General features: G+C 61.3%; 28 protein-coding genes and 1 riboswitch. Of the genes, 15 read left to right on the top strand and 13 right to left on the bottom strand.

Annotated features, from left to right (window positions below; translation table 11 throughout):
• Positions 1-2 precede the first annotated feature (2 nt).
• The 5 genes from RMQ97_RS03160 to RMQ97_RS03140 form a co-directional block, all read right to left on the bottom strand.
• Positions 3-764, bottom strand: a complete 762-nt coding sequence (locus RMQ97_RS03160) for an ABC transporter ATP-binding protein (protein ID WP_413659379.1) — start codon at positions 762-764, stop codon at positions 3-5.
• Positions 761-1753, bottom strand: coding sequence for a FecCD family ABC transporter permease (locus RMQ97_RS03155; RefSeq protein WP_413659378.1), 993 nt, complete (start codon positions 1751-1753; stop codon positions 761-763). The genes RMQ97_RS03160 and RMQ97_RS03155 overlap by 4 nt, the downstream gene beginning before the upstream one ends.
• Positions 1750-2607, bottom strand: coding sequence for an ABC transporter substrate-binding protein (locus RMQ97_RS03150; RefSeq protein ID WP_413659377.1), 858 nt, complete (start codon positions 2605-2607; stop codon positions 1750-1752). Before RMQ97_RS03150 ends, RMQ97_RS03155 begins: the two co-directional genes overlap by 4 nt.
• A complete protein-coding gene (locus tag RMQ97_RS03145; RefSeq protein WP_413659376.1) occupies positions 2555-4453 on the bottom strand; it encodes a TonB-dependent receptor plug domain-containing protein in 1899 nt (632 codons plus the stop codon). Before RMQ97_RS03145 ends, RMQ97_RS03150 begins: the two co-directional genes overlap by 53 nt.
• Positions 4454-4561: 108 nt before the next feature.
• A riboswitch (cobalamin riboswitch) is annotated at positions 4562-4776 on the bottom strand.
• Between the two features lie 19 nt (positions 4777-4795).
• Positions 4796-5686 (bottom strand): WecB/TagA/CpsF family glycosyltransferase, encoded by an 891-nt coding sequence (locus RMQ97_RS03140; protein WP_413659375.1) that lies wholly within the window; start codon positions 5684-5686, stop codon positions 4796-4798.
• Positions 5687-5989: 303 nt separating this feature from the next.
• Between RMQ97_RS03140 and RMQ97_RS03135 the strand changes: the two genes are divergently transcribed.
• The gene (locus RMQ97_RS03135) at positions 5990-6223 is read left to right on the top strand and encodes a hypothetical protein (RefSeq protein WP_413659374.1); all 234 of its coding nucleotides are present in this window, start codon (positions 5990-5992) and stop codon (positions 6221-6223) included.
• Positions 6224-6355: 132 nt separating this feature from the next.
• Here the strand turns inward: RMQ97_RS03135 and mnmD are convergent, their stop codons facing one another.
• The 3 genes from mnmD to motA form a co-directional block, all read right to left on the bottom strand.
• Positions 6356-8209, bottom strand: coding sequence for a tRNA (5-methylaminomethyl-2-thiouridine)(34)-methyltransferase MnmD (gene mnmD, locus RMQ97_RS03130; protein WP_413659373.1), 1854 nt, complete (start codon positions 8207-8209; stop codon positions 6356-6358).
• Complete coding sequence (locus tag RMQ97_RS03125) at positions 8209-8763, bottom strand: RBBP9/YdeN family alpha/beta hydrolase (RefSeq protein WP_413659372.1); 555 nt, start codon at positions 8761-8763, stop codon at positions 8209-8211. The genes mnmD and RMQ97_RS03125 overlap by 1 nt, the downstream gene beginning before the upstream one ends.
• Before the next feature lie 130 nt (positions 8764-8893).
• Positions 8894-9763: a flagellar motor stator protein MotA gene (gene motA / locus RMQ97_RS03120; protein ID WP_413659371.1), complete on the bottom strand. Its 870-nt coding sequence runs from the start codon at positions 9761-9763 to the stop codon at positions 8894-8896.
• A gap of 209 nt (positions 9764-9972) precedes the next feature.
• On the opposite strand from motA, the gene RMQ97_RS03115 reads away from it, so the two are divergent.
• Both RMQ97_RS03115 and RMQ97_RS03110 read left to right on the top strand, forming a co-directional pair.
• Positions 9973-11259, top strand: coding sequence for an MFS transporter (locus tag RMQ97_RS03115; RefSeq protein ID WP_413659370.1), 1287 nt, complete (start codon positions 9973-9975; stop codon positions 11257-11259).
• Positions 11260-11411: 152 nt separating this feature from the next.
• Positions 11412-12773, top strand: coding sequence for a response regulator (locus tag RMQ97_RS03110; protein WP_413659369.1), 1362 nt, complete (start codon positions 11412-11414; stop codon positions 12771-12773).
• A gap of 45 nt (positions 12774-12818) precedes the next feature.
• On the opposite strand, the gene RMQ97_RS03105 is transcribed toward RMQ97_RS03110, so the two are convergent.
• From RMQ97_RS03105 to RMQ97_RS03095, 3 genes are read right to left on the bottom strand one after another with little or no spacing between them, the layout of a single operon-like run.
• Entirely contained in the window at positions 12819-14084 is a 1266-nt protein-coding gene (locus RMQ97_RS03105) for a lytic murein transglycosylase (RefSeq protein ID WP_413659368.1), read from the bottom strand.
• An 11-nt stretch (positions 14085-14095) separates the two neighbouring features.
• A complete protein-coding gene (locus tag RMQ97_RS03100; RefSeq protein WP_413659367.1) occupies positions 14096-14935 on the bottom strand; it encodes a DUF1194 domain-containing protein in 840 nt (279 codons plus the stop codon).
• Positions 14932-15744, bottom strand: coding sequence for a DUF1194 domain-containing protein (locus tag RMQ97_RS03095; protein ID WP_413659366.1), 813 nt, complete (start codon positions 15742-15744; stop codon positions 14932-14934). Before RMQ97_RS03095 ends, RMQ97_RS03100 begins: the two co-directional genes overlap by 4 nt.
• 299 nt (positions 15745-16043) lie before the next feature.
• Here RMQ97_RS03095 and ykgO point away from each other — a divergent pair, with 299 nt between their 5' ends.
• The 9 genes from ykgO to RMQ97_RS03050 all read left to right on the top strand — a co-directional run bounded on the left by ykgO (position 16044) and on the right by RMQ97_RS03050 (position 21624).
• The gene (ykgO, locus tag RMQ97_RS03090) at positions 16044-16169 is read left to right on the top strand and encodes a type B 50S ribosomal protein L36 (RefSeq protein ID WP_011644457.1); all 126 of its coding nucleotides are present in this window, start codon (positions 16044-16046) and stop codon (positions 16167-16169) included.
• Between the two features lie 11 nt (positions 16170-16180).
• On the top strand, positions 16181-16789 hold the full coding sequence (locus tag RMQ97_RS03085) for an HAD family hydrolase (RefSeq protein WP_413659365.1): 609 nt from the start codon (positions 16181-16183) through the stop codon (positions 16787-16789).
• 39 nt (positions 16790-16828) lie between these two features.
• Positions 16829-17371 (top strand): tetratricopeptide repeat protein, encoded by a 543-nt coding sequence (locus RMQ97_RS03080; protein ID WP_413659364.1) that lies wholly within the window; start codon positions 16829-16831, stop codon positions 17369-17371.
• Positions 17372-17446: 75 nt separating this feature from the next.
• Positions 17447-18583 (top strand): alpha/beta hydrolase, encoded by a 1137-nt coding sequence (locus RMQ97_RS03075; RefSeq protein WP_413659576.1) that lies wholly within the window; start codon positions 17447-17449, stop codon positions 18581-18583.
• A gap of 3 nt (positions 18584-18586) precedes the next feature.
• Positions 18587-19561 carry an alpha/beta fold hydrolase gene (locus RMQ97_RS03070; RefSeq protein WP_413659363.1) on the top strand — a complete coding sequence of 325 codons (975 nt, stop codon included), beginning with the start codon at positions 18587-18589 and terminating at the stop codon, positions 19559-19561.
• A gap of 73 nt (positions 19562-19634) precedes the next feature.
• Positions 19635-19925 carry a DUF2312 domain-containing protein gene (locus RMQ97_RS03065; RefSeq protein WP_413659362.1) on the top strand — a complete coding sequence of 97 codons (291 nt, stop codon included), beginning with the start codon at positions 19635-19637 and terminating at the stop codon, positions 19923-19925.
• Positions 19926-20009: 84 nt separating this feature from the next.
• Positions 20010-20438: a nuclear transport factor 2 family protein gene (locus tag RMQ97_RS03060; RefSeq protein WP_413659361.1), complete on the top strand. Its 429-nt coding sequence runs from the start codon at positions 20010-20012 to the stop codon at positions 20436-20438.
• Between the two features lie 7 nt (positions 20439-20445).
• Positions 20446-21006 carry a hypothetical protein gene (locus tag RMQ97_RS03055; protein ID WP_413659360.1) on the top strand — a complete coding sequence of 187 codons (561 nt, stop codon included), beginning with the start codon at positions 20446-20448 and terminating at the stop codon, positions 21004-21006.
• A gap of 144 nt (positions 21007-21150) precedes the next feature.
• Positions 21151-21624: a hypothetical protein gene (locus RMQ97_RS03050; RefSeq protein WP_413659359.1), complete on the top strand. Its 474-nt coding sequence runs from the start codon at positions 21151-21153 to the stop codon at positions 21622-21624.
• A 170-nt stretch (positions 21625-21794) separates the two neighbouring features.
• On the opposite strand, the gene RMQ97_RS03045 is transcribed toward RMQ97_RS03050, so the two are convergent.
• Entirely contained in the window at positions 21795-23264 is a 1470-nt protein-coding gene (locus RMQ97_RS03045; protein WP_413659358.1) for a sigma-54-dependent transcriptional regulator, read from the bottom strand.
• A gap of 183 nt (positions 23265-23447) precedes the next feature.
• Between RMQ97_RS03045 and RMQ97_RS03040 the strand changes: the two genes are divergently transcribed.
• Entirely contained in the window at positions 23448-24275 is an 828-nt protein-coding gene (locus RMQ97_RS03040; RefSeq protein WP_413659357.1) for a CPBP family intramembrane glutamic endopeptidase, read from the top strand.
• A gap of 84 nt (positions 24276-24359) precedes the next feature.
• Positions 24360-25313 carry an alpha/beta fold hydrolase gene (locus RMQ97_RS03035; protein WP_413659356.1) on the top strand — a complete coding sequence of 318 codons (954 nt, stop codon included), beginning with the start codon at positions 24360-24362 and terminating at the stop codon, positions 25311-25313.
• 16 nt (positions 25314-25329) lie between these two features.
• Here the strand turns inward: RMQ97_RS03035 and RMQ97_RS03030 are convergent, their stop codons facing one another.
• Positions 25330-25590 carry a hypothetical protein gene (locus tag RMQ97_RS03030; protein WP_413659355.1) on the bottom strand — a complete coding sequence of 87 codons (261 nt, stop codon included), beginning with the start codon at positions 25588-25590 and terminating at the stop codon, positions 25330-25332.
• Positions 25591-25765: 175 nt separating this feature from the next.
• Here RMQ97_RS03030 and RMQ97_RS03025 point away from each other — a divergent pair, with 175 nt between their 5' ends.
• A complete protein-coding gene (locus tag RMQ97_RS03025) occupies positions 25766-26071 on the top strand; it encodes an aa3-type cytochrome c oxidase subunit IV (protein ID WP_413659354.1) in 306 nt (101 codons plus the stop codon).
• The last annotated feature ends 4 nt before the right edge of the window (positions 26072-26075 follow it).

The following is a 26075-nucleotide window of genomic DNA, read 5'->3' as shown; positions in this document are numbered from 1 at the left end:
CCTCAAGCAGGCGGAAGCGACCAGGGCGTGGGCTGTATCCCGCCCGGCGCGACCACACCAAAGACCTGTCGGATGCGATCTTCGGTCAAACAGTGCTGCGGTGTGCCCGCAGCCACAACCTGCCCCTCACTCATCAGCACGACCTGATCCGCCCGTGCTGCCACCAGGTCCAGCGCATGAGCCGCCATCACAACTGTCACACCGTTCGCCGCCTCCTCAGCGAGCACATCCATGATGGCGAGCTGGTGATGGGGATCGAGGGCCGCGGTTGGTTCATCCAGAATCAGAAGCGGCGCCTGAGTGGCCAGTGTACGGGCGAGAAAGACCCGCGCCTGCTCTCCGGACGACAGTGATGTCACCGGACGGTCGGCCAGATGGGCCACACCACAGCGATGCAACGCGTTGGACACAATCGCCGCGTCCTCGGCCCGTGTTGCGCGCGCGGTCCGGTGAGGCAAACGTCCGAGCTCGACAATCGCCCAAGCTGAAAGCGGCCAGGCGGCTCGTCCGTCCGCCGGCAGAAAGGCGATGCGTCGGGCACGATCCGCATCCGACACCGCGGACAGGGCCTCATCCTCCAGCCAGACCTGGCCCTCGCCCGGTGTCAGCAATCCAGCGGCGACACGCAGAAGTGTGGATTTCCCGGCACCATTGGGGCCTGCAAGAGCGGTGATACCCGGCTCTCCCATGGCAAGCGACACACCGTCCAGGCGCGGCCCACGCCGCGAGGTCACCGATACGCGATCGAAGATCAGACGACTCATGCCAAATCCTCCCGCGTCTTGCGGACAAGCCAGAGGAAAAACGGCGCGCCCAGCAAGGCCGTCAACACACCCAGATAAAGTGGCATGCCCGGCCCCGACAGGAAACGGACGGCCAGATCTGCCGACATCACCAAAATCGCACCTCCCAGCGCACAGGGCCAGAGCAGGCGCGAGGGCTGATGCCCCACCAGCGGGCGCAGGACATGCGGGATTACAAGCCCCACAAATCCGATGGATCCCGCAACCGCCACGCCTGCCCCCACCATCAAGGCGGTGGCGCCGACAGTTACATATCGCGCGTAGGCCCCATTCTGCCCCAGCGAACGAGCCTCTTCTTCGCCTAGGCTAAGGGCATCCAGCGTCCGCCCGGTTGAAGCGGCCAGGACGAGTCCGGCCAGGATGAAGGGCGAGGCAAACAACACCTCATGCCAGCTGGCATCGATCAGGGATCCCATCAACCAGTAGGCAATCTCCGCCAGAGCCCAGGGATTGGGTGCCAGATTCATCACAAGAGCTGTGAGCGCGGACGCCGTGGCACTCACCGCCACACCGGCCAGAACCAGGGTGGTCGCGCGCGCCGAGCGACCGGCCAGCAAGAGCACCAGAGCCACTCCGATGGCCGAACCTAGGATCGCTGCGACAGGCAGGGCCATGGCGACAACGCCCGACACACCGAAATAGAGGGCCAGCACCGCGCCCAGCCCGCCGCACGCCGACACGCCAATCACACCCGGATCGGCCAGAGGGTTGCGGAAATACCCCTGCAACATGGCACCGCTCATCCCCAGCCCGGCGCCGACCAGCGCCCCGAGCATCAGGCGTGGCAGCCGAAGCTGGACAAGAATGTCAGCGTCCAGGCTGTCGCGTCCGGCCAGAACATCTAGCAGGCCTGAGATCGAAACGCCCTGCGGTCCGGCCAGAAGCGATACCAGGGCACTGACTGTGAAAAGGCCCGCAAGTAACGACCAGAGTTTGAGTCTGGACATCAATTCTCCTCCCGGGCGTCACGAGCCCATCGGTCGGCGGCATCTGCTATGCGTTCTGCCGCGTGTATCAGATTCGGGCTGGCACACGGCCAGTCACCACTCGGGATATCAATCCGCGGCTCAGCCGCCAGCAAATGCGCATAGGCGGAATGATGTCGCGCCCGGTTCATGCGACCGCCAAAACCATCCCGGAAAAAACTCGTCACCACGATATCCGCTGACAGGCCGAGTGCGTGTTCCGGATCGGACCGAGTCCAGCCGGTTGCATCGACGGCATTGATCGCCCCAGTCGCTCTCAGCGCCGCATCGACAAAGGTGCCGGTACCGGCCGATCCGCCCGAGGCGCTGAGATAGAGGATCTCTGGTTGACGCCCTCTGACATCCGCACGACGAGCCAGATCATCCAGTCGGGCAGAGAGCTCAGCTATCTCGCGGCTCGCCTCAGCCTCACGCCCGAGAACCTGGCCCAGTTCACGCAAATTCTCCTCGATCCCGACAAAGTCACTGGCCCACCCAAGCTCGAACACGCCGATGCCATGTCGAGAGAGGAGATCGGCCGTACGACCGCCCTCCCCCGCCGCAAATACCACAAGGTCCGGATTCAGGCGCAAAAGCCGCTCCGCATCGACCCAGGCAAGCGGGCGCTCGCGCATCCAGTCAGGTGCCGCCGAAACCGGCTGGTGCACCTGCCAGGACGCGGCAATCACCGTGTCGCTTTCGCCAAAGGCCGCCAGATAGGCATCGGCACACAGTCCGGCCGACACCACGCGCTGTGGTGCCGCACCGGCTTGTGCCTCTGCGTGATCAGGAGCGACGCAGACGCAGGCCCACATAAAGGCCGCGACCTGCGCTCTCATAGCCAAAGACATCCTGATAGTCCTCATCAAGCAGGTTCTCACCGCGAACATAGAGCTCTGCACCCGGCCGAACGGCATAGGCCAGCGTTCCGCCCACAAGGGTATAGGCGTCCAGGGTCACGGGCTGGAACGTGCCAAAATCCGTGTCGATCTGATCGCCAGTATGGTCGATCGTCAGGGCCGCGCGCACCGGCAGATCATCGGGACGCCAAGCCAGGGTGGCGCTGCCCAGAAACTCCGGTCGACGGATTTCGGCCACTCCATTTTCTTCCGAGTCGAGCCAGGTCAGCTGACCGCTGATCGACACCTGGGTGTTGATCGCATAGGCGCCTTCCAGCTCCAGCCCCTGACGCTCGCTTGTCCCGTCAGCATTACGCGCCGTGGCCGGGAACACACCAAAATCCGTGAAGATCTCGTCTTCCAGCTCAGACTCGAACCAGGTAGCCGACCAGGATGCCGCGCCGTCCAGGAGGGTTTGTTCCCAACCAATCTCCCAACCGGTCGAGCTTTCCGGCTTGAGATCGGGATTGCCGACAAAGAAGTCCGGAAAAAAGCCGAACAATTCGAACACGCCGGGGTTTTTCACACCCTCACCGGCGCTGACCCGGACACGCCCGTTGACCGCATCAACGGCCAGGGCGGCGCCGGCACGCCACGTCACGGCATCCTCGAACAGTTCATTGTCCTCATGACGCGCTGACAGGGTCAGATCCCACGGTCCGTGTGCCATACCGTAATCCAGTGCCACAGCCCAGGTGTCGACCGAATTGGACTGGTTCTGCCCCGCGTCCTCACCGGCAAAGGCTTCAGTCTCATCGGTCGCGGTCTCGATGAGGCCGGTCAATCTATGGCGGGTTTCGCCCTGGTCCCATTGCCCGGTCACCAGATAATGCAATTGGCCACGCTGGCCGTCATTGCGACCGGTGAATGCGCCATCCGCGCGCGTTTCACTATCCGTATCGGTCAGCTGGGCCGCCCATTCGTGATTGAGAGAAACACGGCCCAATGACTGTTCTGCGATTACGGCGACACGCGCAAACAGATTGTCCGCCTCCCCCTCACGGTCGACATCATCCAGACGGCCGTCGAAATCAGTGTCGGAATCAAACTGGTTCTCGCTGGTGATCCACCGAACTGCGGTCTCCAGGCCGATCGCCTCGGTTACATCCACCCGTCCCGATCCGGCGAGTGTCTGATTGCGATAGCCATCGGCTTCACCTGTTGTGCCCGAGACATCAAAACCATCGCTCTCCAGGAATCCGGCCGAGAAAGAGCCGGACACGCGACCTTCACCGCTGGCCACATAGCCCGTCAGGCGCCGGCTGTCATACGATCCGCCTTCGACCCGCAGCCCGTATGCGGGCTCTTCACCGGCCCGACGAGTGGTCAAGCTGATCACACCGCCAATCGCATCTGCACCCCACAGGGCCGATTGTTCACCGCGGGCCACCTCAATCCGGGTCAGATCATCCAGGGCGAACGGCGCGAAGTCCGCCTCGCCGGTGAAGGGGCTGGCCGCTTCGATGCCATCAATCAACACCAGGACATGATTGGCTTCCGCGCCCCGGGCGCGAATCTGGGTCAGCCCACCCGGGCCACCCGAGCGCGACACCGCAAGCCCGGGTACAGCACGCAGGGTATCCGCCGCGAACACCAGGTTCCGGTCTTCCAGCGCGGCTTCATCCAGAACACTGACCGAAACTGTTGCGTCATCGGCCGGGAGCGGCGTCCGGGCGGCCGTGACCAGAATGACCTCATCCTCGCTCGCCCCTTGGGCAAAGCTCTGTGAGGTCAGACAAAAACATCCACCCAGAATGAGGGCGGTATGGGAAATCGAGTTACGCACCTGCGTCTCCATAGCGATTTGGCCGCCAACCCGATGGGCGGACGGCGGTGGCAAGGAGTCGTCAAAAAACGGTGGACACCGCGCCGGTTTCGAGAACTCCCGCTCGAACGGACAGACGACGGTGATGGCCGGTCTTCCGGCTGGCGGGTCGACATTCCTGGGCACGCCTTCCCAGATCCAGGGATCCAGTGGCCATGTGCCCGAACTCACCGCTTACGGCTGCGGGGACAGCGTCGGCCTCAACAGGACATATCCGCAGACACATCCGATTGTTCCGACTTCCCGATTACTCCCGTGAGGGAACCATCACGAGCGCGCAAGCTATGAGTTCTCGACCCAAAGTCAATCTGTGAGGCTGGACAAACGCTCCTCCAGAGCGCGAATACGCATATACAGGGCGCGTTCCTTCATGCGGGTCTTGTCATTGAGGTGAGCCTCAAGGCGTTTGAGCGCTCTCTGGGACCGGCGCCAGCGCCACCACAACAGCACAACTTTCGGGCCATCCACCAGATAGCGCTTCCACATGCGCTGTGGCTCCTGCACCAGGCGATGCAGCCATTCAAGCCGGGAGGCCTGCATCCATTGTGGAGCCCGTTCAGCCTTGCCGCCCAGGAAATCCAGAGACGCGCCGACACACAGGCCCACACCCGTACAATCCCCGCGATCCAGGCAGGCCTCGGCAATCAGCTCCTGCTGCGGTGATCCCACGCAGATAAATACAAACCGCGCAGGATTGCGGGCCACGAACTCAGCACACTCTGCGATGGCGTCCGGCTTGTGGCGCAGCCCCATGGGCGGCTCATGCCAGCGCAGATCGCTGAGACCATACCGTGCGCGAACAGCGTCAATCACGGATCTGGATCCTCCAATCACTGTCACTGTCTCATGCGGATCGATCTCGTCGCGGAACAGTGATTCTGTCAGGTCGGAACCGGGTGCGATCTGGATATGCTCTCCGGAGATCTTGCCGATCAGCTCGAGAATTCGGCTGTCACAGACGGTCAGCCAGGCTTGGGCATAGAGGGTCGCGAGAACAGTATCCGTCTCCAACCTCACCAGGTGGTCCACATTCGGTGTCACAACAAACGCGAACGGCGATTTTGGGTCACGACGAGCCACTCGTTCGCGGGCCTGATCCAATCCGATACGGTCAAAGGCCGAGTTCAAGAACCACACATGACGGGCCCCTGAGCGGCGTTCGACGAATTCTGGTGCGCTGATCGCGTCAACCATGACCTGATCCCGTGTCTGTTGTTCATCCCATATGAGGGGAAAACAGCAAGACACATGCCAGTCTCAGCCGAAAAGACAGGGGCGGGACAGGCCTTCACACTGTCCCCCTTCCCGCAATGACAGTGAGGTTTTATCCCTCATCCCGCGTTGGGGGACGCGAAGTGGCAGAACTTTCGGGTCTGTTTGATGCAAAATGCAAAGATCGGTCTTCGCGAAATGCGGCACACCTGTTTTGCAATCTGCATCCAAATGGGCCCGTAGTGGCATCTCACCCGGGAGAGTGGGTGAGGCAAGAGGACGACGATGAAAACGCTAGCTTTGGCCTTGATCGTGGCGGCAAGCGGTTTAGGACCGGTCATGGTCCCGATGGCCCTGGGTATTCCGGTAACAGTCCGTATCGGCCCCGTTGAAGCGGGATATGATGAATTTCGCCGGTTCGATCTGGACCTGGCTGCCACCTGCGTCCGGCGCGAATGCCCCATGTTTGAATGGCGCCTGGGCGATCCCGACACGCCCGGCCTGCGGCTCGCTTTCTAGACAGGCGCCGCCGCCCTCCATCACAATCCGGGCAGACATACAGCGCGTCGACATGATCGATGCTCTGGATCAAGACCTCAACAGATAAAGCCCTGATTTGGAATGCTTCCTTTGATATCACAAACTGTGACATCAAAATTTTCGTTTCAAATCCCGCCAGGCGAAGCGCGCCGCATGCAAGCTTTCACGACCCGCACGCTCGAGCGGAGAGGGCTCCCCGCACAGATCCGCCACCAGACTCTCGGCGAGGAGCGGCGCATGGGAAAACCCGCGTGAGCCCAGTCCCGAGAGGACCCGTACCCGCGACATCAAACCGGTCTCACGGCCCTCGCGCCACTGGCGACCGGAACGGGCCGACGCGGCCCAGACCGCGCCAAAATCATCTGCGGGATACGGTCCGATGACGGGATGGCGGTCGGGTGTCGAAGCCCGCACTCCCTGCCATTCATCGATCGGTGCGTCTCCCAGACTATCGTCCAGTTCGGGCAGGTGGGCCCGCAAACCGGCCCGCATGTTCGCCAGGGCCGTCTGTGTCGGCAATCCCTCCCAGCCTTTGACATGGGTGGAGCCCAGCAAAGTCCCGCCCCCCGGGGCCGCACAGACATAACCTCCCCACGTCCTCGGCTGATCAAGCGCACCGCCCGGCAGAACAACGACCTGTCCCGCGCTGGCGCTCACACTGGACAGCATCGCGTGTGGGCCACCTGCATGTATGAGACAGGCGACCTGCGCCACCTCCTGTCCGTCTTCACCCAACAGAACGCATCCGTCAGCGGTTTCGGCCCACTTGGAGATCACCTTGACCTGCGGACGCAGATCTCCGGCCAGGCTGGCAACCAGGCGAGCAGGCTCGAACTGACCTGCAGCGCTCATCTCCAGCGCATCCCCGGTCCAGCGCACATCTTCCCCCATGAGTTCGGCTATTCCGGCAAACCGGTCGGCCTCGTCATCATCTTTCGCCAGACGCAGAACACCGGTCGGTAAAAAACCCGGTCGATCCTCATAGAGACGTCGGGCGAAATGGAAGGCGGCGAGGCTGAGTCTTTGATGTGGCCGGTCTGCCCGTTCAAGGCGCGGGGTCAGCAATCCTGCCGGAGCGCCTGAAGCGCCAGAGCCCAGTCCCTCACGGTCAAACCACAGGACCTCCCGCCCGCGTTGCGTGAGAGCATGAACGAGAGATGCGCCGGCTATCCCGCCCCCGATAATGCCCACGGGCCCGTGAAGCGCGGCGCCACGATCAAAGGGCGATACGCGCGGAGACGTGTCACACGCTCGCTTGGAGGCAACCAGCCGCTCGCGCTTGCGGCCAAAACCGGGGGCTTTCGAGACCTCAAATCCCGCGGCAGACAAGCCACGCCGGACCGCACCGGCCACTGTGAAGGTTCCGATCCGTGCACCGGGTTTTGACAATCGACCGATCTGGTCGAACACGTCCTGGGACCACATGGCCTCATTGCGGGCCGGGGCAAAACCGTCAAGAAACCAAGCATCGACCTCGGCCTCCACCTGCGACAGGGCGCTTGCGGCCTCGTCCTGCAGGATGGTGAGGGTAAATCGGTCTTGTGCGAACACACAGCGGTGTGCGCCCTTGTAAGCGGGAGGCCATTGCGCCAGGAGCTGGTCGACGAGAGGTGCCAGTTCCGGCCAGGCCGCCAGGGCCCGTCGGGCCTCATCACGCGACAAGGGGTGTTTCTCCACGGTCACCGCATGTAGCCAGCCCGACCGCTCTCCGGCCGTTCGCCAGAGTTGCCACAGAGCGAGCATGTTGAGACCTGTTCCGAAACCCAGCTCACCCACCACAAAGGAGGATCGACCCTGCCAGTCCTCTGGCAGATTGCACGCTTTCAGGAAAACCGTCCGGCTTTCTTCCAGCCCGTCCTCGACGGAAAAATAGACATCACCATAATCGCTGGCCCGCACACAGGCCTCGTCGCGCCAGTCCAGCTGCGGTGGATCACAAACAAGTCGGCTGCCCGGGTCGGACATCACAATTCGCGCGTAAAACCGGCAAAGGCCATCAGCCCTTCCGGCCAGGGGCCATGGCCTGACGCCGGCTCGAAATGCCCGGCCTCACCCGCATCACCGAACCGGATACCCCAGTCCCGCGCCCAGCCTTCAGCCGTTTCAATCTTGCAGGTCCGGTCATTGGTTGAGGCCAGAAGGAGCGCGGGAAAGCCCAGCGGATCCCGCGGCACTGGCGCAAAACCGTGTCCGGGAAACTTCGCCTCCATCTCGGGACGCTCCCAATCGGACACACCGACCAAAAAGGCGCCCGCGATCTTCTCCCGGGGCAAGAGCGGGGCCGCATGGACCACCGTCAAAACGCCCACCGAATGCGCGACAAACAGAACCGGCTTTTCCGCCTCGTGCACTGCCTCGACCACGCGCTGCACCCAGGCATCCTTCTGCGGCCGGGCCCAGTTGTCCTGCTCCACCCGGCGTGCCGTGGACATTTTTTCCTGCCAACGGCTTTGCCATGCCAGCGGCGAGGCGTTTTTCAGACCGGGGATGATGAGAATATCTGCGTCTTTGATCTTCATGGCCGCGTTTTTTAACCGCTTGGGCGCGCATTACCAGTCATGCGCATGAAAAACGGGCGCGGTCATCAACACGACCACGCCCGCGAGGTAGAGGAGCCTTGCAATCAAGGCTCTTTCTAACTGTGTGTTCTCAAAGCTCGTTCGGGATCTCGTCCAGGGCCGTTTCCATTTCGGCAAAGCTCGGCTGCATCTTGGTCGGTACACCTCCACGGCCAATCTCGACCGAGATCTGCGCGGCATTGCCGTGCAGGTGCGCAACCAGCACATCCTGGATGATCTTGTAGAACTGGTGTTCCTCGTCATAGATCGAGTTCATATAGGACGCGAACGGACCGACAAAACCATAGGCCAGGAACACGCCGAGGAAGGTTCCCACCAGGGCACCACCGATATAACTCCCCAGAATGGCCGGCGGGCTCTCGATCGCGCCCATGGTCTTGATCACGCCCAGCACGGCCGCAACGATACCCAGAGCCGGAAGACCATCGGCCAGGGTCTGCATAGCGTGTGCCGGATCCGCGGCCTCGTGATGGTGTTTTTCCAGCTGTTTTTCCATGTTGTCTTCAACCTGGTGCGGGTCTTCCAGGTTCATCGTCATCATACGCAGCGTGTCGCAGATGAAATCGATGGCGAAGTGATCCTTCATGATCCGGGGATAGCGGGAAAAAATCGCGCTCTCCTTGGGATTTTCGATGTGGGCCTCAAGAGCGATCACACCCTTGGTCTTCATCGTCTTCGTCAGAAGGAAAAGAAGGGACAACAGGTCCTTATAGTCCTGACCCTTCCATTTGGGTCCCGTGAAGACCTTGGACAGATCTCCCAGCGTTTTCATGACCGTTTTCGGCTTGTTGCCGATCAAGAAGGCGCCGGCCGCCGCACCACCGATCATCATCATCTCGAACGGCAGCGCCTTCAAGATCACATCAAACTTGCCGCCGGCGAGAGAGAACCCGCCGAAGACCATCACGAAAACGACAATAATGCCAATAATCTGGAACATAACCCGTCCACCTGTGCGTTTTTCGAACGTGTGACCCGCTCGATTAGACTGCATTATGGACGGGTAAGCTTAATGCCCGGTTGAATAAGGGTTATCAGCTGGTGAACAGGCACGACGCATTGGTTAAATTCCGCCACCGGTTTCTTCATGGAGATTAACCGGGAAGGGTAAAAATTGCGCTGACACCCGAAGACGCCTACATCCCTCCCATGACACCGCCCTATGATCCCGCCCGACCCTCCAGCCCGGAGGAAAGACGGCGCGCCTTTCGCCTCTTGTTCATCTGTCTGATGGCCACCGGGGTCGGCAACAACATGTTGTTCGCCATCCTGCCCCCATTGGCGCGGGATCTGGGCGTGGCGGAATACTGGGTGGGAGCGATCTATACGGTGTCCGCAACCCTGTTCATGACCATGACACCGATCTGGGGGGCCCTGTCAGACCGGCGCGGGCGCAAACCCTTCATCATTTTCGGGCTGACGGCCTTCGCCACCTCGACCCTCGTTTTCGCCCTTGGAACCTGGGCCGGGGAACAGGGGTGGGTCCCACCACTCGCTGCTATCTTTGCCATGGCCCTCGCCCGCAGCCTGTTTGGCGGGCTGGGTTCAGCGACCAATCCATCGGCACAGGCCTATGTCGCTGATCGCACGTCGCCGGAGGAACGCACCGAAGCCCTGGCCGGGCTCACGGCGGCCTTTGGTCTGGGCGCGGTCATCGGCCCCGCCCTGGCCGCGACCCTGGTGGAAGTCTTCGGCGTCGCGGTCTTCATGGTGATGATTGCTGCGATTGTCCTGGCCGGGGCCTTCGCGGTCTGGCGCCTGCTGCCCGAGAAGACACCGCCCCGAGTACAACAGCGCCCCATCAACCCGCTCGAACAATTTGCGTTTGGCGCAGACCCGCGGATCTTTCCTTTCATGATCTATGGCTGTCTGTTGTGGATCACCCAGAGCCTGGGGCTGTCCACGCTCGCCTTTTTCATCATGGATGAGCTGGGACTGGACGCAGATGCCGGCCTGCAAATGTCATCCATTGCCCTGGCCGCAGGTGCCGGCGCCCTGATCATCGCACAGCTGGTCGTCATACCTGCCCTTAAGGCCACGCCGCGCACGCTAATGAGCTTGGGCAGCCTGCTCACGGCCGTTGGCTCCATCACCATGATCGTGGCGCCCAACTATAGTGGGATTGTGTCAGGCTATCTCATCACCAGTTTCGCCTTCGGCCTGGCGCGATCCGGGTTTACCGGCGGCGCCTCGATCGCCGTCTCGCCGGAAGAACAGGGACGCGCCGCAGGGCTGACCACGGCGACGGCCGGGCTGGGCTTTCTCATCGGACCAGTGGGCGGTTTGTGGATCTACCACAGCCTGGGCCATGACATTCCCTATATCATGGCTGCCGGACTGGCCGCGCTCAGCCTGGTTCTTGCCTGGATGCACCCGGCGATCCGCCGCGCCGGAGATGCGGTCAAGGGACAGCTGGACCCCAGACGTCCGCTTTGAGGCCCACCACCTCCAGTCCAAAGCGTCACCAGATTGTCACACAATCGCTAAATCGGAGGCTGTCATACGATTGTGCCCATTTAGGACGTGCACTCGAGGCCCGCTTGCGTATCAATAGAGGTGAACGCGTTATCATGTCGTAAGGAGGCCGTGTGCGAGCGACAGATATCAGCAAGCGTTACATTCTTGCGTTGTCGCTGATCGCGCTATTGTCGGCCAGCATACTCGCCTTATCACTTTGGTCCGGTCGCTCCGCTGAGACCTATTCCGAATTGATCAATACCGCCGGCAAGCAGCGCATGCTGTCCCAGCGCATCGTGCTCAACGCTACCCTCGTGCAGCGCCCGGTCTCTCAGACTCTGGTGACGGCGCGCGCCCGTGAAACCCTCCTCGACTCAATTGACGAATTCAACACGGCCCATCAACGCCTGCGCGAGGCCAGTCTGACTATTCCGACTGTTCGGGATGTTTATGCGCCTGCGACCGGTCTGGACGAACAGGTCGCGCAATTCACACAAGGCGCTGAAGCCCTCGCCGAAGAACAAGACAATCCCGAGCGCGCGCTCGACAGGTTATTGCTGCAGGGTGAGGCTATTCTTGTCGTTCTTGATCGGGCAACCGGAGCCTATGAAGCGGCGGCTCGCCAGCAAAGCTACCGTATCAAGCGCATCGAATGGGCGGCCTTTTTTGCGACTCTCATGATCCTGGCCCTTGAGGCAGCTTTGATCTTTCATCCCGCCATCCAGGCTCTGCGCCGGGCGATGGGCGAGCTGGAGTATGCGCGCGACAGGGCGATTGATGCCCATGATGTGCTGAGCCGCTTTCTCGACGACACGGGCCGGGCGATACGCTCTCCACTTCACGCCTTGATGGGCACTTTGGAAGCGCTGAGATTGTCTGATCTCAACGAACATCAGAGAAAAGTCCTGACCTCGGGGCAAGAGGCTGGACGAGAACTGGACAGAGTTACGCAAACTCTGGTGCAAAAGTCCGGGACAGGTGACGCCGAAGCCGCGCGCACAGCCTCATTCCCGCCTGTACAACTGGTCGGGGCCGAGGAAGATGCGAACCGGCCGCTTCGCGTGCTGGTCGTGGATGACAATCTGACCAACCGCCTGGTCCTGAGGACCCTGCTGGAAACCCAGAACTGCGCCGTCTCTATGGCGGAGAACGGCCCTGAAGCCATTCGATATTGGCAAGCCAAGCCCGTCGATATCATCCTGATGGACATCGACATGCCCGGGATGAGCGGAATCGAGACCACACAGGCGATACGGGCGGAGGAGAAACATCTCTCGCGCCCCCATACACCCGTGATTGCCGTGACCGCCAATACTCGCCCGGAACAAATCGCGCGTTATGAAAACATCGGCATGAGTGGCTGCCTGTCCAAGCCCGTCTCGCGCGACAGGCTCTTCAGCGCCATGAACCGGGCACGCGCGCACACATCCTTTGTCATGGCCGTGTCCCACGTCACCGAGACCAATATCACTGAGTCTAGTACTACCGAATAGCCCAGTGCCCAGTCTGCAAGAGACCAAGGGTCCTGGCAGTGTCGGCTAGTCCGACTGAGCCTCACGCACGGCCGCATGCATGGTCAGACCAGCATATCCGTCAGGGTCATGACCATGCGCCCGCTGGAAGGCTCGAAGGGCCCGGCGTGTATTGGGTCCAACCAGACCATCTGGACGACCGGCATCATACCCCAGCGCGTTCAACCCGGCCTGAAGCTCCATCGCCTGGCTTCGTGTCAGCGGCACATTCTCTTCCGGCCACGGGCCGACAAAAGGATCTGCCCCGGCAAACCGGTCTGCCAGATGCGCCACCGCGAGCGCATAAGCCGTGGAGTTGTTGTAACGCTTGATCACGCGGAAATTCCGGAAGGTCAGAAATCCCGGCCCTTGACGTCCGACCGGCAATTCCAGACGCGCAGAATGCATCAGCTCATCGGCGCGCCAATTCCGCTCCGCCGACGGACGAAGTCCGGCCATGGCCCAGGCACTGACCGGACGAGCCTCGCTGGGATCCCAGTCCATGAGGTCAAACCCGTCTGGCAGGCGAACTTCGACCACAATCGGCGCTCCCGCCTGCCAGCCGGCCCGGCCCAGAAGATGGGCAGACGACGCCAGGGCATCCGGCTCATCTGTCCAGATATTGCGCCGACCATCGCCATCCCAGTCCTGGGCGCGTTCCATATAGGTGGTCGGAATAAACTGGGTCTGGCCCATCGCACCGGCCCAGGAGCCTTTCAATTCCTCACGCGAGGCATAGCCATTATCGATCATCTGTCCGATCGCGATCAGCTGGCTCTCCGCCCAGTCCCGCCGACGCCCTTCCCAGGCCAGCGTGGCCAGGGACTGGATGGCGTCCAGATCGCCAGTGACTTGACCATAGGCGCTTTCCAATCCCCAGATCGCCAACAGGATATTTGCAGGGACCTCATAACGGGCCGCGATCGCGTCGAGTTCAGGCACACGATTACGCGCGGACTGGCCATCAAGAATGCGCCGTTCAGACACGGCCAGATCAAGATAGGACCATAAGGGGCGCACGAATTCGGGCTGAGACCGGTCGCGCTCGATAATCGTCATATTGGGCTCCAGCCCGTCGAGCATGCCCGATACGGTTGCTGCACTCGCCCCCGAGGCCGCCAGACGAGGCCGGAAATCCTCTCGCCAGTTTTCAAAACTCTCACCGTCCGGCTGAGCCTGGGCCGCGCCTGCCACCAAGATCGCGGCCGCGCCGAGGATGCCCGCGCCCAGGGATCGAGACCCCAAGGGCCCGAAACGCCGGGTCCAGCGGCGCCAAACAGAAAGCTGTGACATGTCGTTGCGTCCTATCCTCTTGCCACCGGTTCATCAAAAACCAGGCCGGCGATCTCCATGATCAATTTGCGCTTCAGCGCCGAAACAAAATCATCATGCTCTCGAGATGGCGAAATAAAGGCCCCCTCGCCCGCAATCACATAATCTTCAAAATAGGCTTCCACATCGATGCTGACACTAGGCCGGAACGGATCCTGGCGCTGGTTCACGATCGGCAGGCCATTGATGGTGATGTCCTGGGCCAGGGCCTGCTCGCGAGCGGCCGGCAAGCTGGGCCCGGCATTTTGCGGCCCGTCCCCGGACAGGTCGATAACCTTGCGGGTGCCTTCATAGGTATTGGTGGCAATCAGCTCGGCCGATGAATTGATCGCACCGCCAATTGCAGTCCGTCGGCCCGAGATGAAGCTTGCCGTCGCGAGCGTGGCGGCAAAACCGTGTGCGTCATCCTGGGTCTCAATCACCGTCCAGGGCGCAACGACCCGCTGAAAATCTCCATCCGCCCATTCCAGATACAGGACGGCAATCCGGCCATATCCCCCGCCCTGGATTGCGGAGATCACGTCCGGGTCGGCCAGGGCAGCGACATGACCGTCACGCTGACGACGCGCCTCGAACTCATCAATCGATGATGACACATCGACGGCGAGAACGAGTTCGAGGTCGACCCATTCCCGACCATCAGCGGTGTATTCCACCGGCCTGGACGGAGGATCTGCCCGCTCTCCCGCGTCGTCAAAACGGATGACATCCTGTTCGACGGGCTCGCTCGCTTCACCGTTGGTCTCTGCCAATAGGGACGCGCTAAGAACCGTCATTGCCGCACCGGCCAGCAAGATCATTGTCGGCTTCATGGGGCAAACCCGCTGTCGGGGCTGGGACGCAATTCCTGTGGCGAAGGGGAGGCCCCCGCAATTTCAAGCACCAGCTTGCGCAGGATTGCCTGGCGGAACTCGTCCTCCGATCGCGCGGGAAGAACAAAGGCATCGGAACCGGTCATGACTTCACGCTCAAAATAGCCTTCCAGATCCATTTCCGCAGCGTATCGGCTGGCGCCGTCCGGCTGGATAACCGGCAGGCCATTCACGACCACGCCTGCCGCATCGGCCCGCGCCCGGGCCTCCACCAGACTCACACCCTGATTCTGGGGACCATCTCCGGAGATATCGATCACCTGACGCGGGGCGGAATAGGTATTGTTATCGAGCCGCGCAACAGAATCGACGATCGCCGCACCGATCGCGGTGTAATTGCCGCGAACATAAGGCGCGTTCGCCACCTGGTCGGCAAAAGCCAGCGCATCCGCCTCTGTCTCGATCACACTCCAGTCGGCGGCAGTGCGTTGCATGCCTGAATCGGCCCATTCGACATAGGTAACCGCAATCCGTCCATGCAGACCCGATTGGATAGAGCGTAACACCTGCTCCGATGCCAGGGCCGCCACATAACCCGCCCGCTGGCGTCGCGCTTCCTCCTCGTCGACGGAATAGGAGATATCCACAGCGAGCACGAGCTCCAGGTCTACCTGGCTGCGATCCTCTACCGGGCGCGGCGCGACATCCGGGCGCGCGAAGGGGGTCAGCGTCTGGGCCAGCACAGGCCCGTGACCCGCTGTCAGGCACACCAGAAACACGGTTATGATTGTAATGAACGAACCCCTCATCCAGCCAAATTATCATGGCGGGCCGGGCGGGCAACTGACCATGTGGTAAGACTGCACAGGTGGAGGGTAAACGAGACGTCTCACATCGGATCTACCAGGCTCACGCGCATTTCTTGGGCCCGCAAAGGGCAAGACCGGGAGGCACAGCGACCGAGCAGCGACGCACGCGCGTCACATATGGAGCACAACGAGGAGCATATCAGGGCACACAATAGGACAGCGCACGAGTTGACTCACACGTAGGCCTCCTGTAACCACCACGCTCCTTTTGTTTCAGATCCTAGTTTGAAGGCCGTCCGATGAAAGTCCGCAGCTCGATCAAATCGCTGAAAAACCGCCACCGCGATTGCCAGGTCGTGAAGCGTCGCGGCCGTGTCTATGTGATCAACAAGACCGATCCGCGCTTCAAAGCCCGCGCTGGCTAGTCCTGCCTGAGATGGCCACGCAGGCCGTTCTCTGGGACTTGGGTAATGTGCTGATCGATTGGGATCCGGCACACCTTTACCGCAAGCATTTTACTGATGAATCCGATGTGCAGGCATTCCTCGCGAATGTCTGCACAATGGCTTGGCATGCCGAGCATGATCGCGGCGTGCCGATGGCGCAAAACCGCCTGGCCCTCATCGAGCAGTACCCGCACCACGAAGACGCCATCCGCGCCTGGGAGACCGGTCTGCCGGACATGTGCAAGGGCACGGTCCCTGGAACAGCCGAGATCATCACGTTTCTGGCCCAGGCCGGCGTGCCTCAGTACGCGCTGACCAACCTGCCCGCAGAATGGGTCGATCCGGTTTTCGAGATGTTTCCGGTGATGAACCACATGCAGGATGTGATCGTCTCTGCCCACGAAAAACTCATCAAACCGGACCCACGCATCTATGCCGTGACCGCTGAGCGTCTGCCGCACGATCCGGCGCACGTGGTGTTCTTCGATGACCGGCTCGACAATGTCGAAGCGGCCCGCGCCTTCGGGTTTGATGCGGTGCAGTTCACCGGCGAGACCGCCCTGCGCGCGGCGTTACAATCGCGCAAGCTTCTGCCCTGACCGTCTGGACGCCGACCGTTCAGACGCTAAGCTGCATCCATGAGCCTTGTTCTGACCGCCCTTCTGGCCGCGACCCTTGGTCAGGCCCAACCCGCTGACCCGGTGGACCAGCGGCTGCAGGACCGATTGGATCAACTCTCCTTCGCCAGCTCCGAAGACGCGGCACCCCTGGTCGCCGAAATCCGCGCCCTGTGGGAATCCGATGCCAGTGACACCTCGATCCATCTGATGGACCAAGGACTGCTTGCAGAAACGGCCGGTCGTCTCGATATCGCCGCGCGCATGTATGACCACGTCAATCGCTATGAACCGGAATTTGCCGAGGCGTGGTTGCGCACCGCGCGAGTCGCTGCCGCCCAGCAGGACTGGGGCTATGCGCTGGAATCCCTCGACCGGGTCATCACCCTGGAACCGCGTCGGTTCGACGCCTATGTGATGCTGGGCAATTTTCTGGAACAGACCCGAGAGTTACAGGCCGCCCAGGAAGCGTATCGCGAGGCGCTGGAACTCTATCCCAATTATGACACAGCCCGCTCCGCCTATCTGCGGGTGCAGAGAGAGCTGGAAGGTCGCTCGCTCTAGGCACACGTCACCCGCTGGATCAGCGCCGCAAAGCGCGGTACATCAAGCTGCGAGATTTTATGGAGCGGGGTCGTGATGTCGTTGCGTGTGTTCAGCCTGCTGGTCCTGATGGGCCTGAGTGTCACAGCCTGCGCGGGCACACCGCCTCTCGCCGTCATTCCGCCCGGTAGTGGCGATGGCCAAGTCGAGCGTATCCTGGTTGTCACGACGCGAGAACAGGATGCTGACCCGCTGCTCCTGTTCAACGAGGCCCGGGCCGCCGAACCCCATTATGCCCAGCTGGACGTCTGGGTGCCGCATGATCGAGCATTCGGGCAGATCCGCGTTGCCGGGCGCCGCGCTGATCCCGACCGGCATTTCGGTCTGTCTGCCTATGAGGATCTACAGTCTTCAGAGCGCTTCAACACGGCGCTCGCGCGTGAACTGGCGACACTGCCGGAGGGTCAGCGCAATATCTGGCTGTTTGTGCACGGCTATAACACAAGCTTTTCCAACGGGATTTTCCTGCAGGCCCAGATGATGGCCGATTTCGGCAATGCCACGTTCAGTGACCATCGCCACTCCGTCGCCGTACAGTTTGCCTGGCCCAGCGCCGGAACCATCCCCGGCTATCTTTATGATCGCGACAGCGTGCAATACTCCCGCTCGGCGCTGGCTGACACATTGATCGAACTTCACAATCAGGGCGCGGACGACATCACAGTTCTGGCTCATTCCATGGGCACGCTGTTGACCATGGAAGCCATTCGCCAGCTGGACCAGAGCGGTCGGCAGGATGTGATTGCCCATATTGCGCCCTTGATCCTTGCAGCACCGGATATCGATGTGAATGTCTTCCAGCAGCAATTGCGCGATCTGGAACACCGTCCGGATCCGATGGTTGTGGCCCTGTCCCGCGAAGACCGGGCCCTCTTGCTGTCGGACATGATCCGGGGCGGACATGCCCGTGTCGGTAATGGCGGCGATATCGAGGCCCTCAATGCCGAGGGCATGGTTGTTCTGGATCTCACCAATGTACGCGATGACCGTGACCCGGTGAACCATACCGTGTTTGCCTCATCACCGACCTTGCTGAGCCTGGTTGAGAGCGGCGCGCTGGATACAGAAGCGCTGCGCGATGTCAGCCCGACAGCCGATGGCGGACTTGACCGCCTGTTCGATTTCGCGGCCGGGATCATCTACCTGCCCGCACGCACGCTGACCGGTGACTAGCCGATGGCTGAGCTGATGATCGCCGGGCTGGCTCTTGTCCTCTTAATCGGGCTGACGGTACTGGCACGGCACAAAATACGCATGATCGAGACCCGATTTGCACCGACCGGGACGTTTATCGACGTGGACGGCACCCGTCTGCACTATCGCCGCACCGGCCCGCGATCATCGGTGCCCCTATTGGTCCTGCACGGTGCCAGTTCCAACCATCTCGACAGTCATGAAGCGCTCGGTGAGGCTCTGGCCGATCAGGACGTGATCTGGCTCGACCGCCCCGGCCTGGGCTGGAGTGAACGCCCCGCGAAAGAACCGTGGTCTCCAGCCGATGAAGCCGCGCTGATTGCCCGCTTTCTGGATGCCCTCGATATTCACACCATTGATCTGATGGGGCATTCCTGGGGCGCGGCCATCGCGGCGCGCTTTGCCCTGGACCACAGTGAGCGCGTGCGCTGCCTGGTCCTCCTGGCCCCGGCCCTGGCCGCCTATATCGGAGATCCCGGCTGGTTCAATTCCGTCAGTCGATGGCCCGTGTTCGGACCGCTGTTTGTACACCTGATCCTGCCCCTGGCCGGCGAGAAAGCCCTGGACGATGGCGCATCACGCGCCTTCGCGCCGGAAACCGCGCCCGGCGATTACTCCACCCGCACAGCCCTGCCCCTGATCCTGCGCCCGCGCGCCTGGATGGCGAACGCCTCGGACATGGTCCATGCCAACCCGCATCTCGAATTGCAGGAACGCCGCTATCACGAGCTCGACCTGCCCGTTTTCATCCTGGCGGGACCGCGCGACAGCGTGGTGTGGACCCACCGTCATACCACGCTCACGGCACGCCGCCTGCCGGACGCCATAGTGCATCTGCCTGCGCAGGCGGGGCATAATCCACATCACAGCTATGCTGATGATATCCTTGCCGGACTTGCTCAGGCCCGCACCCGGGCACTGTCACGCGAGACGCACTCTAGCGCTGAAACCGCTTGAGACCGGCGTGGGAGGACCTTAGTGTCCGCCCCCGATTTTGATGACATTTGCCCTTCACACGCGAGACGCTCCCATGGCCTTTACCGATCCGATGTCCCCCGACCTGCCGCAAGGTGACCAGTCCGATGCCGTTGGTGGTGCGGCGCGCGAGCAGATCAAGGCCTTTGTGGCGCGTATCGAACGCCTCGAAGAGGATAAGGCGGCGGTCATGGCGGACATGAAAGAAGTCTATGCCGAAGCGAAATCCATGGGCTTCGACACCAAAATCCTCCGCAAGGTCGTGGCCCTGCGCAAGGTGGATCGCCGCGAACGGCAAGAAACCGAAGCTTTGCTCGAACTCTATCTGGGTGCGGTGGAAGGCTGATCTACCTTACCATTTCTTCAGTCGGCATCTTCTGTGCCAGCCGGTATCCTCCACCTGTCGGGAGGCAGGCACAGGAGACTTCTGATGAAAAAGATCTGGGCCGTACTGGCCCTTTGGTTCGCCCTGTCCGCCTCGGTCTTGGCTCAGGGCGAAAGCGCAGACGAAGCCGGTGTGCGCGACGCCGTCATGGCGTATTTTCTGGCGGGTAATCAAGGCGATCCGGACCTCGCCCGGCGCGCCTTTGAGACGGATACCGGCGTCATGTTCATCCATCGCGAGGATGAGACCGGGTCCACTGTTGAGGGCATGAATCTCGGCGATTTTGCCGCCCGCTTCACCCGGACCAATCCGGACCGCACCATCACCTTCCACGACATCACGGTCGCAGAGGGCGCGGTTGCCTCTGCCCATATCACGATCGTGTGGGGCGACCGGGAGGTGGATGACATGTTCCTGCTTTACAAGCTGGATGGTGAGTGGAAGATCGTCGCAAAGGCGTTCACCTGGCACTAAGGCCCTCATGCCGCGCGAGATTGATGACAAACAGACACGCAAGGCGCTGCGGCGCCTTGCCCGCGCGAAACGCGCCGCTGACGAGGCGGACGGCGAGGACAAGCGGCTGTCCGACTGGGAGGATGACTTCCTCGGCTCCCTGGAAGACCGGTTGGAAACCTTCGGATCGGCCTTCAATGATCCCGAAAAGGGCAATCTGGACCAGGCCCTCTCATCCCGTCAGGCGCTGAAACTCCGCGAGATTGAGAAGAAGGCCAAAGGCAAGGCCCGCAAGCCCATGTCGCGCGGATCCGGATTCGGCAGAGCAAAAAACAAGGGGCTCAAGCCCTCAACCCCGCAATCACGCGCTCGCTCACGCGATATCTATGAAGACCTCGACGAGAGGGAAGCCTCAAACGTACCCGCTGAGGACAAAACCGTCCCGGACACGTCGGCCACCCGCCGTCCCACTCCCGTCAAAACAAATTCAGATACTCCGGCCTCATCTGCATCTGCGCCCCCGGCACCGCGAGCGCGCGCCCGCTTCACCGTCATTCCGGGCGGGAAGACACCAAGCGACGAGAGCTGATCACGCAAACAGGCGTCGTCCGCGCCGGAAAACCGACATTTCGATGCTGTTTACTGGCCATTAACACCGCTCCGCGGAACCGCATGCATTCTGCAGGATAGGCCTCTAGTGTGGCGATCAACAGAAGCCGGGGGAACGGCCGCCATGCGCATGACACTTGCGACAACTCGAACGCTTCAGAACGAGGTTCTGGACCTGTTCGAGCACGCACTCATACACGGACTAGACGAAGATGCCGGCCTGTCAGCTTACCGCGAGGGGGCGGAAAAGCTGGACAAGCTGACCCGTATCCGCGCCCAGGCGCTTTACGGACCGCTTTTGCGGGACCCTCTGACTCGCGACTATGTTGGTCGGCTGGACCAGCAGGTCTCAGGTCTAACAACTCGCATCGATGTCCTTAAGGCCCGCATAACCCTCGCGCTCGACCAGGAGACTCCCGTCGACGCTGAGGCCGAAGACTTTCTGGCCCTGCTCAGACAAAGGCTTCGAGTGCTGTTTCGCCGCGAGGCGACGCTCGAACCCATATTCTCATCCTGGCTGGCGCGACAGAACACGCACGCGTCCCTGCCTTTGCACCCTGTTTCTCCCGCGGCATCCCCCATCCCGGCCATGCACTAATCGGGCTCTGCCGCACATCTGAAAAGGCGTCTCCCATACGGAGGCGCCTTTTCTTTTGCCGACCCTGAACAGCCGGGTGTACGCCTATAGAAAAGGCCGAAGCTGCCCCGTACAGCCTCGGCCTTACTTCGCTCTCCCCCTGCGTGCCACAGGGCTCCCATGAAGAGGTATCAACCGGCGGCGCGAACGCCGTCGACATCCAATTCGTATTCCCGGACCTTGCGGTAGAGTGTCGAACGGCCCACGCCCAGGCGACGCGCCACTTCACTCATGCGACCCGCATAGGTCTCGATGGCAAACTCGATCAAATCCCGTTCGATATCCTCAAGCGTGCGCAGATGTCCGCCATGATCAATGATCTCGACCGGCAGAACACCGCCCGCGCCCTCATCCTCGGCCTGCGCCACAGCACCGGTCGGGAAGGCCTGCGATCCGGCTACAGACGATGTCGGCGCCAGCTCACTCGGTGACATCCCGGAAATCTGCGGGAAGTCCTCGGGCTTGAGATATTCACCATCACTGAGGATCACCGCGCGGAAGACGGCATTCTCCAGCTGACGCACATTGCCCGGCCAATCATAGGCGCTGAGCAGAGCATGGGTTTCCGGCGCCGCGTCAAGAATGTTCTTGTTTTCCTGTGCGTTGAAACGACTGATGAAATGGCGAACCAGTGCCGGAATGTCATCCGTCCGCGAGCGCAGGGACGGCACTTCGATCGGGAACACATTCAGGCGATAGAACAGGTCTTCACGGAAGTTTCCGGCTGCCACCTGTTCGGCGAGATCCCGATTGGTTGCCGAGACGATGCGAACATTGACTTTCACAGGCCGTTTTGCACCGACCGGATCGACTTCACCCTCTTGCAAGGCCCGCAGCAGTTTAACCTGCATGTCGAGCGGGAGTTCGCCGATCTCATCCAGGAAAAGCGTGCCACCATCGGCTTCCTGGAATTTGCCCATATGCTTGCCAACCGCCCCGGTGAACGCCCCTTTCTCGTGACCGAACAGGGTCGATTCCACCAGGTTTTCCGGGATGGCACCACAGTTCACGGTCACAAAAGGCGCCCCCGCACGCTTGGAAGCGGACATGATCGACTGAGCGACCAATTCCTTACCCACGCCGGATTCCCCGGTCACCAGGATCGGAATGTCCGATTGCGCCGCGCGCTCACCCAGACGGACGACCTGTTGCATAGCCGGTGCGCCGGCAATCATGTCGGAGAAGCCGAGGCGATTTTCCGCCTTCTTTGTCAAACGTTTGACCTCACCCGACAAATTCTGAACCTTGAAGGCATTGCGAATGGAGACAGTAATGCGTTCCGGACTGGCCGGCTTGACGAAAAAGTCCGCCGCACCCGCCCGCATGGCGGAGACGACGGTCTCAATACCGCCACTGGCCGTCAGGACGATGATGGGCAGGTCAGGCTGTTTGGCCTTCACCACTTCCATCGTCTCCATGCCGTCCATCCCCGGCATGATCAAATCGAGCAGCATGACATCAATAGAGCCCGTGGATACTCGCTCCACAGCCACCTCGCCACTTTCGGCGCTCTCTACCCGATAGCCTTGTTTCTCGATTACCGCCTGCAAGAGGCGGCGTTGTGTCGGATCGTCATCCACGATCAGAACTGTCTTCACCATCACCCACGCCTTTTCGGTCGCCTTGTTATCGCAGGGCCTTCGGCCTCTGTGCCCCGCAGGGCATTGCGTTTCTCGCGAACCGTTATGGGACACTCTTCTAAAAATGGCGTTTAAACGCGGGCAACTTCCGGTTAAGCATAACGATCAGAAACCATGCCGGATGAACCGGGTGGGAGGGGTGACATGTCTGTCCAAAGCGGGAATGAGGGCTCAGCGGCACGCTGGCCCTTCAGGATTGATGATGCCTTTCACGGGCTTGATGTGCGGGCCCGCGAAGCCTTGATCCATTCCCTGCCCGGCGTCGTTTTCTGGCCTCTTCTGTTGTGGCTGCTGGCCTTTGCCGGTGCCTTTATCGCCACCGTGATCTGGACTCTCTCCGGTGCAGAAGCCGGACCCATCGCCTTTGGCACCGTGCTGATGGTGTTCATTGCCCTCGCCTATGCCCTGCTGATGAGCCTGTTCTACATCTGGACCGGGTCGCGCGGTTATGGTGCGGCCGTGTTCCGGCTCTGGCCCGTTCGCTGGTCAGATCCCGGCCTGGCCTTGCTCGCTCTGCTGATCGCCATTCTTGTCGGTGGCCCACTGAGTGTCCTCATTCATGATCTGGCCATGCTGGATCCGACGCTCACCGTGTCCGGCGGGGCTGATCCCAATGAGATCAGCAATGTCGAGACCTATCTCCAGGCCGGCGCATCCGCATGGGCTCTGGCCCTTGCGACGGTGATCGCTGCCCCGCTCGCCGAAGAAATCCTGTTTCGTGGCTGGATGCAGCCGATGATCATCGCCCGCGGCGTACCGACGGTTCTGGCCATTCTCATCTCAGCCCTGTTCTTTGGCCTGGTGCACATGTTCGACGGGCTGCAGGTCATGGCCTACACATTCTTTCTCGGCATAGCCCTGGGCGTCTTGCGCCAGTGGACCGGCCGTCTGGCGGCCCCCGTGATCGCTCACATGCTCAATAATGCCTGGGCCCTGTTTGGCGCGCCTTTTGTACTTCAATGGCTGGGCTGATCGGCATATTACCGACTACGGTGCTAGAGTGAACATTGTTCACATGGATTGACGTTCCGGCAGATCGGGTCTAGCGCTTAAAGCATGACTGAACAGAAAGCCCACGCCCCCCGCCCGCCAGCTCCGTTGACTGTTTTCAAGGGCGAACGTCCGCCAGCCCCGGAATGGTTCACCAAGGCCCTGGCACACAAGACCGATTCCGGTTCGGTCGAGGTCAAGGGTGCGCAGGTTCGCTGGAAGGCCTGGGGCAGGCGCGGGCAGCCGGGACTGGTCCTGGTGCATGGCGGCGTCGCGCACAAGGACTGGTGGGACAGTATCGGTCCGTTCCTGGCGGACACGCGCCGGGTTGTCGCGCTGGACCTGTCAGGCATGGGCGATAGTGATCACCGCAACGCCTATCACATGGATATCTATGCCGAGGAAGTGATGACCGCGGCCCGAGAGGGAGGCGCGTTCGACGGTGGACGCCCCTTCATCGCCGGGCATTCCTTCGGGGGATTTGTCACTCTGACTGTGGGCATGAGTTATGGGGACCAGCTCAAGGGCGTGGCCGTGCTCGACAGCCCCATACGCCCGCTTGAGAAACAGCGCAGCTCCGCCCCCCCGTCCCGCGGCGGCAATGTGTATTCGCGTTTCGAGGATGCGCTGATGCGGTTCCGCCTGCTGCCGGAACAGAGCTGCGATAACGCCTTCCTGCTTGATCACATCGCGCGAATGTCCCTGAAACAGGTGGATCACCCCAAAGGCGGCGAGGGCTGGACCTGGAAGTTCGACCCCTATCTCTGGCCCAAGCTGGAGTATAATCGCAAACCACCGGAAGAAGTGGCGGCCACGCTGAAATGCCCGCTCGCCCTGTTTCGTGGCAGTGAATCCAGCCTAGTCACAGATGAAGTCTGGGATTTCATGCGAACGACCTTCGGGGAGACCACCTCCATGGTCTCGATCCAGGGCGCACAACACCATCTGATCCTCGATCAGCCGCTCGCTGTGGCATCAGCGCTTGAAGTGCTGACCGGACCGGGTTGGCAAAGCCGCTAGGACTCGCGCCACCTGCTCAGTGCGCAGACCCGTCGGACTGATCCATCGCCCGCTGAACATCACGCGGTGTCTCCTGCTGGGAGACAGCGCGTCCGCCTGCGATAAATGGGCGCAGGACCGCATGCACAACTACCAGTGCCAGCCAGCCGCCACCGATCCACATGGCATGGCGTTCCAGAAAGACGAGGTCCCCGAAATTCACATACTCAAAGGCCGTGAACCCGCCATAGACAAGCAGGGCCAGAAGGCCGGTCCAGATTGCAAAGCCGATATTCATGATGTTTCCCCTTGGCCCCAGCCCTTACTGGGCCAGCCTGCAACACGCAATACAAATCGAAGGACCCGCGTGAGCTTCACCGCTCTGCTGGCTTGGCGTCGGGCAAATCGCATGATATCGACGCTCCAACATTCCTGTCAGGAATTGAATCGCGACTTCAAGGGGCTCGGATCACATGGCATCGGATTACAACCGCGGCGAGATGGACATCACGGATCAGAAGGACACGTTTGACGGCTTCATGGCCGTGACGGTGTGGAGTTCTCTGCTCACCATCGTTTCGGTTCTGTACCTGACGCTGGTCTTTGCTGTCGGCATGGGCTGGATGGCCGGTCTGCTGGTCTGCACCGTGGTGGGCATTGTCGGCGGTCTGGCACTGAACATGCGTGCCGCCTGGTATTTCACTGTCGGCGCCCTGTTTGTGATGACTTTGGTGTTCGGCGGAGTGGTCACGCTGTTCAACGCGGCCTTCCTCGGCTGACACG

The sequence above is a fragment of the Maricaulis sp. D1M11 genome (genome assembly GCF_047308265.1).
Taxonomy (GTDB): Bacteria; Pseudomonadota; Alphaproteobacteria; order Caulobacterales; family Maricaulaceae; genus Maricaulis.
This window is presented reverse-complemented; position numbering and strand designations above follow the sequence as displayed.